Annotated in this window: 11 protein-coding genes; 6 read left to right on the top strand and 5 right to left on the bottom strand. The window is 39.1% G+C overall.

The genetic code is table 11. From position 1 onward, the window contains the following. Positions 1-143 precede the first annotated feature (143 nt). Complete coding sequence (locus MWJ95_RS17220) at positions 144-314, bottom strand: hypothetical protein (RefSeq protein ID WP_249106806.1); 171 nt, start codon at positions 312-314, stop codon at positions 144-146. 26 nt (positions 315-340) lie between these two features. Between MWJ95_RS17220 and MWJ95_RS17215 the strand changes: the two genes are divergently transcribed. Together MWJ95_RS17215 and MWJ95_RS17210 are read left to right on the top strand one after the other, a co-directional pair. Continuing rightward, the gene (locus MWJ95_RS17215; protein ID WP_249106805.1) at positions 341-490 is read left to right on the top strand and encodes a hypothetical protein; all 150 of its coding nucleotides are present in this window, start codon (positions 341-343) and stop codon (positions 488-490) included. A gap of 19 nt (positions 491-509) precedes the next feature. Further along, entirely contained in the window at positions 510-1,502 is a 993-nt protein-coding gene (locus tag MWJ95_RS17210; protein WP_249075042.1) for an agmatinase family protein, read from the top strand. Positions 1,503-1,671: 169 nt separating this feature from the next. On the opposite strand, the gene MWJ95_RS17205 is transcribed toward MWJ95_RS17210, so the two are convergent. Next, complete coding sequence (locus MWJ95_RS17205) at positions 1,672-2,169, bottom strand: hypothetical protein (protein ID WP_249106804.1); 498 nt, start codon at positions 2,167-2,169, stop codon at positions 1,672-1,674. A 559-nt stretch (positions 2,170-2,728) separates the two neighbouring features. Between MWJ95_RS17205 and MWJ95_RS17200 the strand changes: the two genes are divergently transcribed. Then, complete coding sequence (locus MWJ95_RS17200; protein ID WP_249075043.1) at positions 2,729-3,616, top strand: 5'-3' exonuclease; 888 nt, start codon at positions 2,729-2,731, stop codon at positions 3,614-3,616. Positions 3,617-3,884: 268 nt separating this feature from the next. Here MWJ95_RS17200 and MWJ95_RS17195 read toward each other — a convergent pair whose 3' ends face one another. Beyond that, complete coding sequence (locus MWJ95_RS17195; RefSeq protein ID WP_249106803.1) at positions 3,885-4,388, bottom strand: C39 family peptidase; 504 nt, start codon at positions 4,386-4,388, stop codon at positions 3,885-3,887. 162 nt (positions 4,389-4,550) lie between these two features. Next, entirely contained in the window at positions 4,551-4,904 is a 354-nt protein-coding gene (locus MWJ95_RS17190; protein ID WP_349294154.1) for a thioredoxin family protein, read from the bottom strand. Between the two features lie 355 nt (positions 4,905-5,259). Between MWJ95_RS17190 and MWJ95_RS17185 the strand changes: the two genes are divergently transcribed. The 3 genes from MWJ95_RS17185 (at position 5,260) to MWJ95_RS17175 (ending at position 10,776) form a co-directional block, all read left to right on the top strand. Continuing rightward, entirely contained in the window at positions 5,260-7,644 is a 2,385-nt protein-coding gene (locus MWJ95_RS17185; protein WP_249106802.1) for a 3-hydroxyacyl-CoA dehydrogenase/enoyl-CoA hydratase family protein, read from the top strand. A gap of 50 nt (positions 7,645-7,694) precedes the next feature. Beyond that, positions 7,695-8,867 carry an acetyl-CoA C-acetyltransferase gene (locus MWJ95_RS17180; RefSeq protein ID WP_249075047.1) on the top strand — a complete coding sequence of 391 codons (1,173 nt, stop codon included), beginning with the start codon at positions 7,695-7,697 and terminating at the stop codon, positions 8,865-8,867. Between the two features lie 124 nt (positions 8,868-8,991). Next, the gene (locus MWJ95_RS17175; RefSeq protein WP_249075048.1) at positions 8,992-10,776 is read left to right on the top strand and encodes an acyl-CoA dehydrogenase family protein; all 1,785 of its coding nucleotides are present in this window, start codon (positions 8,992-8,994) and stop codon (positions 10,774-10,776) included. Here MWJ95_RS17175 and MWJ95_RS17170 read toward each other — a convergent pair. Further along, on the bottom strand, positions 10,773-11,027 hold the full coding sequence (locus MWJ95_RS17170) for a hypothetical protein (RefSeq protein ID WP_249106801.1): 255 nt from the start codon (positions 11,025-11,027) through the stop codon (positions 10,773-10,775). The two genes, MWJ95_RS17175 and MWJ95_RS17170, sit on opposite strands and share 4 nt — an antisense overlap. Positions 11,028-11,077 lie beyond the last annotated feature (50 nt).

The raw sequence follows: 11,077 nt of genomic DNA, 5'->3' as shown, positions 1-11,077 counted from the left end.
TTTTTTAAGAAAGTAAGAGGGAAAATACCGAGCTTTGACGAAATTATATGTACTAATGGTACTATGGATGTTGAAAGTAATTATTTAGGTATATTTGTGGGGACAGCAAAGTGGCATAGGGCAATTGACTTCAATTTGGCTCATCACCAAAATCGGAGATAACAATTTGTTAAAACATTGTCACGCATGGAAGTTGATTGGAGTGGAGGCTGGGCTACTCCTTGGGGATTAGCAATAGAGGAACGAAGGCTAAAATCATCACATCCTGTGATAACGCCTTCGTGACCAACATCCTGTTGGCCCAAGCGGCTCATCGAACGCCCCCAGGAAGCTTTGCTCTGTGCGAAAGCGTAGCGGCAGCAACAAGGTTTTATCTGTAGCGAAAGCGAAGCGTCAGCGATTGTTTTATCTGTGCGAAAGCGTAGCGACAGCAACAACAAAGCGCCCAGCCGGAACGGAAATCAACCCAACGCTAAGTTATAGAAAATAGCATGAAGGTGGTCGTTAAGATGTTTATTCAACCAGAATGGCAGTATAAGCAAGAAAATGGTTCAGCAATGCATCAATGGATTAAGCAAAAGGAAAATCCGATTCCAAGTGATGTAGATATTATTTTATACGGTGCTTTATTATCGTACGCTAGTAAATCCTCTCAAAAAGCATTGTATCCAACAGCATTTCGAAAGGCTTGGCCAAGCTTTCAATCTTATAATTTAGATGAGCAAGTAGATTTGCGCTCATTGGCAGTTGTTGATGTAGGCGATGTGGCCATCCACGAGACTGATAGAATGCTTTCAGAGTCAGCTATCGAAGCTGCGGCAGAAAGCTTAAGCACTGCCTATGCTAAAAGTTTCACGTGTCTTATTGGTGGAGATCATGCGATTACAGCGTGCTCTCTTAGAGGAATAAAGAATGCTTTTCCAAAGGATCGCATAGGGATTATTCAAATTGACACGCATTTGGATGCCCGGAATCAGGAGGAAATTGGCTTAGCTATGGATTCTCCAATACAGAAGCTCATTGCAGCAGGCGTTGTAGAGGGCAAACATGTTTATAATGTCGGGTTACACGGCTTTTTTAATTCACCTGAAATGATTCACTACGCGAAAGAACAAGGAATACATATGATTACGTTAAAGCAAATGCGCCGTGACGGCATACAATTAACGATTCGCGAAATGCTTCGTCAGCTTATGTATGAGGTGGATCGTATTTATGTCTCTGTAGATTTGGATGCACTCGATATTACATTCGCCCCAGATGTACCTGCAGCAACACCAGGTGGTTTAACGGCCTATGAATTATTCGATATCCTAAAGCTCATTGGAGAAAATGAAGGAGTCCGCCATATTGACTTTGTCTATGCAGATCCAAAAGAGGGGGAACTACGCTCAGAAACAGTAAAGATGGGTGTGACAGCATTTTTACAATGGTTAACAGGTATTCGACTGGATTCCCGTAATCGTATTCAAAAAAATAATTCCAAGATTTTAAGTAAATAAACTAGTAAAAGTAGATTTCCCATGTAGTGGAGTTACCTCTACATTATTGTATTAAAAAGCTATCGTTTTGAAGATTGACCAAGACGATAGCTTTCTTTTTTTTTATCCTCTGATGTCTTTCATAGAAAGAAACCCTATGCATGACTTTCTAATATAAATAATTCAATAATTAGCTAACATAGTTCTCTTCATTTCTTTCAACAATATTACTTTCTTCATCAGTATTAGCAAATATTTTTTTTCTAACGTTGTATGTTGCAAACGCAATTATAGAAATAATTATGAGGTTAGTAAATTGACTAAGGGAATCATTATTTAATAATTGTGGTAAAGCATCTCCTGTGAAGAGAGAAGAAAGTACTATATATATAATAAATGTTCCAATCCAAGCGACCATGTAATTTAAAAATTTAGCTATTCTAGGAAAATAAATAACTAGAAGATTTAAAGCAATAAAATATAGAACGCAAGCAGTAATAAAAAATAGAGTATCCCAAAAGTAAATGGCTTTCCCACTGGCTATTTTTACACTTATAGCTCCATGTAAGGAAATGGCAGTGAAAAATCCTAAAAATATAAAATCAATTAAAACAGCTACAGTTTTACTAATCATTGCGGAAATTTTAATAATAGCAAACAGTAATAAAAGTATAATTAAAAAAACCATTGTTTTCACCCCTGTTTATTTTATATAAAATTGGATAACGTAATTATAACAAATATGGATAAAACAACCATAAATCTTTTGATCGACCTTTCTCAAAACAGAATCCTCAAAATGATTCTATAATACCCCACGTAAAGCCCTATTTAAACTATGTTGAACAGGAGAGATAACCCAATGAGATTGACGATAAAAATTATTTAATTCAAATCATGAAGCCTCTCCAAACTTGAGTAAAAGGAAATTCTATATCGTATGTTAAACACTAATAAACTTAATGGGGATTCATTCTCCTTGGAAGAGGGGTGTTCACGGTTCAACAGTTACTAATTATAGGGGCTTCTTCCTGCAGCCATTAATCTATTATTTCCTTTTGAAATAGCTACGAATATTTACAAGATGAAAGTCAGCGGGAGATTGAACAACAAGAAAATTTAGTTTACTGCATAAAATTAACATCATTCTTTATTTAGTGATGTTCCCTGGTAGTTTGCTATAATAGAACAATGCTTAATAATGAATTACTACAATCATTGTATTGTTATAGAGAGGACTATTTATCATGACAACAAAACCAAAACTATTAATTGTTGACGGTATGGCGCTATTATTCCGTTCATTTTTTGCGTCGGCTGCAATGGGGCATTATATTCGCCTTGCAGATGGTACACCTTCTAATGGCGCCCAAGGATTTGTGCGTCATGTATTAACGGCACAGTCTATTATGAAGCCGACACACCTAGCTGTTTGTTGGGATATGGGTGCACACACATTCCGTAATGAATTATTTGATGGCTATAAGGCTAATCGTCCATCACCACCAGAGGAAATGCTACCGCAATTTGATATGGCGAAAAATTTATCGCAACAAATCGGCTGGCAAAACTTCGGTGTTAAAGGAATGGAGGCAGATGATTTAATTGGCTCAATGATTACAAAATTTCAGGATGAGGCTGACATTACGGTAATTAGTGGAGACAAGGATTTACTGCAGCTTTTAAGACCATCAACAGAAATTGCTTTTACGAAAAAAGGCTATACAGAGTACGACGTTTATACGCATTCACGCTTCCAAGAAGAGTATGGGATCGAACCTATTCAATTTGCACAGGTCAAGGCCTTTATGGGGGATACGAGTGACGGTTACCCAGGCGTTAAGGGAATTGGACCAAAGCAGGCACTGACGTTAATTCAAACGTATGGCTCTATCGAAAATGTTCTTAAGTCCATAGACGAATTAAAGCCTGGTCAACGCACGAAAATTCAAGAGAATCTAGAGATGTTAAAACTGTCACACGAACTTGCAACCATTCAAACAGACGTACCAATCGAGGCAGATTTGGCAACTTTAGAGTTACCTAATTACGAGCCTCAAATGTTCAAAGAAATAGAACAACGCGGCTACACATTAATCGCCAAGCAAGCACGCTCACTGTATTCACTTATTTAATAACATACATCATGGTTATCAACGCAGAGTATAGAAATATGCTCTGCTTTTTTTATGGCTCATCACCAAATATTGAGACTGACATTTGGTGAAACATATAACCATGTGCATAGGTTGAAGTGGGGGGGATAGATAATACGCTGGAAGAAACGTATAGAACAATGGATGTTTTTGCACAAGTTCTAAAAGAAATTCTTGAGAAGAATAAATAAGCCTTGAATTAAGAATGAAAAAAGAGCGTGTCTAATCATCGCAGGCACGCTGTCACTTAGTTCGGTGTAATTTTTACAAAGCTCAATACTTTTTCATTTTCTTTAAATGGAGCCATTCGAATTTTACTCTCACGATCAGGACCGCCATTATCATGGAATATTAACCATAGCTCATCATTGCGTATTTCATAGCCAATAAGAGGAACCCAATGATAGGCGAAAGCAGATTTTTTATTGTACCAATTTAAGCTAAAATAGCGGTCAAAGCGTATGGCGACAGGGCGACCTTCATCGATTTCCTGCATGGCTTCCTTTAACGTACAATCACGAATATCCCATGTTGGACGGAGCCGGCGAAGATTACGAATTAAACGCCATTTAAATAACCCGATTTTTGTGCCACCCAGAAGTTTATAAAGCTCATTTACCGAAGGGGCTTGATTTTCTAAATAGTGTAAGATGACGTGTACAGTTGTAGGACCACAGGCAGAATTATGATAGTTTGATGCAATGGATGCATCATATTGAGACTTTCCGAGTAGCGACAATTGCTGGCGCATCTTAATCTCCTTTCTAAAAAGAGCCGCATTTCAAAAAGAAATGCAGCTCATTTTTCCATTATTGTTGTGCAGATAAGAACTCTGTAACTTGCGGCTGGTGCTTCGCTTTCGCCACAGACTAGTAGCTCTTCTACATTATTATAACGTTTTTAGCCCAGTTAATTATTGTTGTGCAGATAAGAATTCTGTTACTTGCTGAGGTGTTTTAGCGTTAGCACTATGTAAGTGTGCTAATTTTTCGCCGTTTTGGAAAATTAATAGGCTTGGAATACCCATTACGTCATATTTGTCCGCGATTTCTGGAAGTTCATCACGGTTAAGTTCATACCAGTCAAATTGGTTGTACTCTTCGATAATTGGATCGATGAACATATTCATACGTGTGCAATCTGGGCACCATCCAGCGTAAAATTTCACTAGAACTTTTTGATCACCTGAGATCAGTTCATTAAATTGTTCAATAGTTGTAATTGTTTTCATTAGTATTTCACTCTCCTTGCTTTCCATTCTACACATTTTTTCCGCAACCTGAAAGTTTTCTGTTTGGCATAATCGATATCTACTTATTGTTCTGTTTTCGCTCGTAAAAAACAAAAAAAGTTGTATATTGCAAAAATAATTGGAGAAAAATGATTGCTAAATTAAACAAAATAATCTAAACTAAAAACAGAAAAAGTAGTTTTATCTTTATTCAGCAGAAGATATTTACCGCTAAATCAGAATGGTAGCTGAACGAAGATAAGCCTCAGTTGTATGTCACAGATTACGCCTGAAATAATCTGGACAAAAATACACTAAGGCAAACTTGATATTTTTTTGATCAAAAAATGAATGGCTATTCATTCAATGGGAGAATAAGGGGGAATTGCTAGTGACTTACAACATTAAAAAAGCAGCTGTTCTAGGTTCTGGGGTAATGGGCTCTGGAATTGCAGCACATTTAGCAAACATCGGTATTCCAACACTATTATTAGACATTGCGCCGAAGGAACTAACAAAAGAGGAAGAAGCGAAAGGTCTTTCCTTAGAGCATCCTGCAGTAAGAAATCGAATCGTTAACGGATCTCTTCAAAAGTTATTAAAGCAAAAGCCAGCACCACTTACTTCTAAGAAAAATTTATCACTACTAACGGTTGGGAATTTTGAAGACGATTTAGAGAAATTAAAAGATGTAGATTGGATTATTGAAGTGGTCGTTGAAAATTTAGCGATTAAACAAAGCCTATATGAAAAAGTTGATGCTGTACGTAAGCCTGGCACAATTATTAGTTCAAATACATCTGGCATAAGCATCGACGCAATGGCAGAAGGGCGCTCTGAAGATTTTAAAAAGCATTTCCTAGGAACTCACTTTTTCAATCCGCCACGCTATTTAAAATTACTCGAAGTCATTCCGGCAAACACAACAGCGCCAGAGGTTGTTAACTTTATGAAAACATTTGGCGAAGATGTGCTTGGGAAAGGTGTCGTACTTGCTAAGGATACACCGAACTTCATTGCCAACCGTATCGGAACGTACGGTTTACTAATTACTTTACAAGAAATGATGAAGGGTAGCTATTCAGTTGGTGAAGTGGATTCTGTAACAGGCCCATTAATTGGTCGTCCCAAATCTGCAACATTCCGAACGTTGGATGTTGTTGGTTTAGATACATTTATCCATGTAGCGAAAAACGTCTATGATCAAACAACTGGTGAAGAGCAGCAAATATTCGCAGTACCTCAATTCTTACAAAAAATGGTCGAAAACGGCTGGCTAGGAGCAAAATCAGGTCAAGGGTTCTTCTTAAAGCAAGGTAAAGAGATCCTTGAAATTGATCCAAACACACTAGAATATAGCCCAGCCAAAAAATTAAAAACACCTTCTATCGAGATGGCAAAACAAACGCGTGGATTGGCCAATAAAGTGAAGGCATTAACGTATGCTAAGGATCGAACTGGAGAGCTATTATGGGGTATCTTCGCTCCAACGCTAATTTACTCTGCGCAGCTACATGGTGAAATTGCTGATGATCTTGTTGCTATTGACAATGCCATGAAATGGGGCTTCGGCTGGCAGCAAGGTCCATTTGAAATATGGGATGCAATTGGCGTGAAAGAGTCGGTAGCAAAAATGGAAGCTGAGGGTCGTGAAGTGCCTGCATTCGTCAAAGATATGTTAGCAAGCGGCTTTGACACTTTCTATTCAGAAATTGACGGTGACCTAGCGTATTATAATGGCTCTGAATACGTAAAAGTACCAGTTAATGAAAAAGAAATTAACTTAAAACGCTATAAGAAAAAACATGGCGTTATTAAATCAAATACAGGTGCTAGCTTAATAGATTTAGGTGATGGAATAGCATTACTTGAATTCCATTCCCAATCGAATGCAATTGGCTTAGATATTATTCAAATGATTAACTTTGCAATCGATGAAGTAGAAGCTAACTTTAAAGGCTTAGTCATCGGTAACCAAGGGAAAAACTTCTGTGTTGGTGCGAATCTAGGAATGATTTTAGTAGAAGCACAGGATGATAATATTTTTGAGCTAGATTTCGTTATTAAAGCATTCCAAGATGCGATGCAAAAGATTAAGTATTCCCGCAAGCCTGTTGTGGCAGCGCCTTTTGCGATGACACTTGGGGGCGGAGCAGAGGTTTGCTTACCAGCTGCACATATCCAAGCAACAATGGAAACGTATATGGGCTTAGTAGAAGTCGGTGTAGGCTTAATTCCTGGCGGTGGCGGTAATAAAGCACTTTACCAAAAATTCCTTAAAGGGTTACCAAATGGCGTTGAAGTAGACTATCAACATATTGCTAATAAAGTATTTGAAACAATTGCGATGGCACAAGTTTCGACATCTGGTGAAGAAGCACGCGATAATAACTTCTTAAACTTTGTTGATGGGATTTCTGTTAACGCAGATCACCAACTACATGATGCAAAACAAGCTGCACTAGCGCTTTATGAGGCAGGCTATCAACCACCTTTACCTGCAAAAGTTCCTGTAGTCGGTGCATCAGGCTACGGCACGCTACTAATCGGTGCGCAAGGAATGTATGAATCAGGCTATATTAGCGAACACGATTTAAAGATTGCTAAAAAATTAGCGTATGTCATTGCTGGTGGTAAAGTTCCTTATGGCACATTAGTAGATGAACAGTACTTATTAAACCTTGAGCGTGAGGCGTTCTTAAGCTTAGTTGCTGATCCGTTATCTCAACAAAGAATGCAGCACATGCTTTTAAAAGGAAAACCACTGCGCAACTAATTTCAAGACTGTAACCATACTTGCACATGAAACAAAGGGGGATTAATACGATGCGTGAAGCCGTTATTGTAGCAGGAGCACGAACTCCAATTGGAAAAGCGAAGAAGGGTTCTTTAGCAACAGTTAGACCGGATGATTTTGGAGCGGTTGTTGTCAAAGAAACATTAAAAAGAGCGGGCTATGAAGGCCCGATTGACGATTTAATTTTAGGATGCGCAATGCCTGAAGCTGAGCAGGGCATGAACGTAGCACGTAATATAGGAGCGCTTGCCGGGTTACCAGATACAACACCAGCGCTGACAATTAATAGATTTTGTTCATCAGGTTTACAGGCAATTGCTTTTGCAGCAGAGCGTATCATGCTAGGTCATTCTAAGGCAATTCTAGCTGGTGGAGTCGAGTCTATGAGTATGGTACCTATGGTAGGTAATACACCTCGCTTAAATCCAGCTTTAGCAGAAACTGCTCCGCAATATTATATGGGAATGGGGCATACAGCTGAGGAAGTGGCACGTCAATACAATGTAAGTAGAGAAGATCAGGATGCATTTGCTGTTCGTTCTCATGAGCTTGCAGAAAAAGCGATTAAAGAAGGTAAATTCAATGATGAAATCGTACCAATCGAAGTGGAGCAGCATTATGTAGATGACAACAATAAGCCACAGGTGAAAAAATTCACTTTTAGCATGGATGAAGGTGTACGTCCAGGTACATCTGTAGAAGGTTTAGCGAAGCTTCGCCCAGCCTTCCATGTAAAAGGTAGTGTTACAGCTGGTAATGCTTCTCAAACTTCGGATGGTGCGGCAGCAGTACTTGTGATGGACCGCGAGGAAGCAGAGAAGCAAGGGCTTACGCCAATGGCGAAGTTTTTAGGCTTTGCAGTTGGCGGTGTACCTCCTGAGGTAATGGGTATTGGCCCAACCGTGGCAGTACCTAAAGCTCTTGAAATTGCTGGGTTATCAATTGATGACATTGATTTATGGGAAATTAACGAAGCATTTGCATCTCAAGCCTTACAGGTCGTACGTCATTTAGGCATCGACCAAAACAAAGTAAACGTCAACGGTGGAGCAATTGCCGTAGGTCACCCACTTGGCGCAACTGGAGCTATTTTAACGTTAAAGCTTATTCATGAATTGAAGCGTCAGGGTAAGAAATATGGTGTCGTGACTATGTGTATTGGCGGCGGTATGGGTGCTGCGGGAGTGTTTGAACTTCTATAATTTTTGCTAGATCAGCTTGGGGTGCAGCGTTTCCGGTTGCCTCCGAACACCGTGCTTCAAGCTTTTCTATATATTGGGGATAAAAACTATTAAAAATAGATATATATATAGGGAGGAATTTAGAATGACAGAAAAAACAACGGATTTCATTAAAGGCGGCGGATTTATTATTGAAGATGTGGAATTAGATCGTGTATTTACACCAGAAGATTTCACAGATGAACATAAGATGATTGCTAAAACTACTGAAGAGTATGTAGCAAATGAAGTATTACCAGTCGTTGAAAATTTAGAAAACCATGAATTTGAGCATTCGGTTCGTCTATTAAAAAGCGCAGGTGATCTCGGCTTACTAAGCGCAGATGTACCTGAAGAATATGAGGGTCTAGGATTAGACAAAGTTTCTTCTGCATTAATCGCAGAAAAAATGTCAGTTGCTGGCGGCTTCTCTATTACGCACGGTGCGCACGTAGGTATTGGTTCTTTACCAATTGTACTTTTCGGAAATGAAGAGCAAAAGCAAAAGTATTTACCAAAGCTTGCGACAGGTGAATTAATTGCTGCCTACGCATTAACTGAGCCAGGTTCAGGTTCTGATGCATTAGGTGCTAAAACAACTGCAAAGTTAAACGATGCAGGAACACATTATATTTTAAATGGTGAAAAGCAATGGATTACAAATGCAGGCTTTGCAGATGTATTTGTTGTCTATGCAAAAATCGATGGTGATAAATTCACAGCATTTATCGTAGAACGTGCCTTCAATGGCGTTTCGGTCGGTGCAGAAGAGAAGAAAATGGGTATCAAATCTTCATCGACACGTACATTAATCCTTGAAGATGCAGAAGTACCTGTAGAAAACCTTTTAGGTGAAGTAGGTCGCGGACACGTAATTGCCTTCAATATTTTAAATATCGGTCGCTATAAATTAGGAGTTGGAACAATTGGTGGCTCGAAGCGTGCATTAGAGCTTGCCATTCAATATACAAACCAACGTCAGCAGTTCAAAACGAAGCTGTCTGATTTCAATCTAACAAAAGAAAAATTAGCAACAATGGCTTCGCAATTATATGCATCTGAGTCATTAAACTATCGTACAGTAGGTTTATTTGAGGACCGTTTAAGTCAGCTAAGCCCAGATGAGCAAAAGCAAGGGAAAGTGATTGCTGGTGCAATTGCTGAGTATGCTATTGAATGTTCTATTGCTAAAGTATTTGGTTCAGAGACTTTAGATTACATTGCAGATGAAGCGCTTCAATTACACGGTGGTTACGGCTTTATGGCTGAATACGAGGTAGAACGTATTTACCGTGACTCTCGTATTAATCGTATTTTCGAAGGTACAAATGAAATTAACCGCATGATTGTACCAGGTACATTTATGAAAAAGGCAATAAAAGGCGAATTACCATTACTACAAGTCGCTCAAAATTTACAACAAGAGCTTCTTATGTTAATGCCTGAGGATGTAGGCACAGAGCCGCTAGCACAGGAAAAATACCTAGTGAAAAATGCGAAGAAAATTGCTGTATTAGCAGCAGGTTTAGCGGCACAACGTTTCGGCGCGAAGCTAGATCAAGAGCAAGAGGTTTTAGTGAAAATTGCAAATATCGCAAACCAACTATTCGCGATGGAATCAGCTGTATTACGTACAGAAAAAGCAATTGCTCGTGACGGTGCTGAAAAGGCTCATCAAAAATTACTATACACTCAAATCTTCAGCCAAGAAGCATTTGCGGAAATTGAAAAAGAAGCAAAAGATACGATTCTTGCTTCAGCAGACGGCGACGCTGCACGCATGACATTGTCTGCGTTACGTAAATTAACTCGCAACAACCCATACAACTTAATCGCGAAGAAACGCGAAGCTTCTGTTAAATTAATTGAAGCAGAAAAATTTGTAGTTTAATAAAGCGAACTTAACCTAGCTATCCAAGGTGTGATAGCTAGGTTTTTTGTTGAAAAAATCTTCGCCAAAGTGAGGAGTTGATTTCCGTTCCGGCTGGGGCGCTTTGCCGCTGCCGCTTCGCTTTCGCGCAGATAAAACATTTGTAGCTGCCGCTTTGCATTCGCACAGATAAAACATTTGTAGCTGCCGCTTTGCATTCCCACAGATAAAACATTTGTAGCTGCCGCTTCGCTTTCGCGCGGATAAAACATTTGTAGCTGCCGCTTCGCTTTCGCGCGGATAAAACATTTGTAGCTGCCGC

The sequence above is a fragment of the Lysinibacillus sp. Bpr_S20 genome (assembly GCF_023337835.1).
In the GTDB taxonomy this organism is placed as follows: domain Bacteria; phylum Bacillota; class Bacilli; order Bacillales_A; family Planococcaceae; genus Lysinibacillus.
The sequence above is the reverse complement of the archived record's forward strand: the minus strand, read 5'-3'. Positions and strand labels throughout refer to the sequence as shown.

Bases quoted from the DNA above. Each gene is read 5' to 3' on its own strand.
- MWJ95_RS17220 (WP_249106806.1), bottom strand. From the start codon at position 314: ATGAGCCGCTTGGGCCAACAGGATGTTGGTCACGAAGGCGTTATCACA.
- MWJ95_RS17210 (WP_249075042.1), top strand. From the start codon at position 510: ATGTTTATTCAACCAGAATGGCAGTATAAGCAAGAAAATGGTTCAGCA.
- MWJ95_RS17205 (WP_249106804.1), bottom strand. From the start codon at position 2,169: ATGGTTTTTTTAATTATACTTTTATTACTGTTTGCTATTATTAAAATT.
- MWJ95_RS17200 (WP_249075043.1), top strand. From the start codon at position 2,729: ATGACAACAAAACCAAAACTATTAATTGTTGACGGTATGGCGCTATTA.
- MWJ95_RS17195 (WP_249106803.1), bottom strand. From the start codon at position 4,388: ATGCGCCAGCAATTGTCGCTACTCGGAAAGTCTCAATATGATGCATCC.
- MWJ95_RS17190 (WP_349294154.1), bottom strand. From the start codon at position 4,904: ATGTGTAGAATGGAAAGCAAGGAGAGTGAAATACTAATGAAAACAATT.
- MWJ95_RS17180 (WP_249075047.1), top strand. From the start codon at position 7,695: ATGCGTGAAGCCGTTATTGTAGCAGGAGCACGAACTCCAATTGGAAAA.
- MWJ95_RS17175 (WP_249075048.1), top strand. From the start codon at position 8,992: ATGACAGAAAAAACAACGGATTTCATTAAAGGCGGCGGATTTATTATT.
- MWJ95_RS17170 (WP_249106801.1), bottom strand. From the start codon at position 11,027: ATGTTTTATCCGCGCGAAAGCGAAGCGGCAGCTACAAATGTTTTATCT.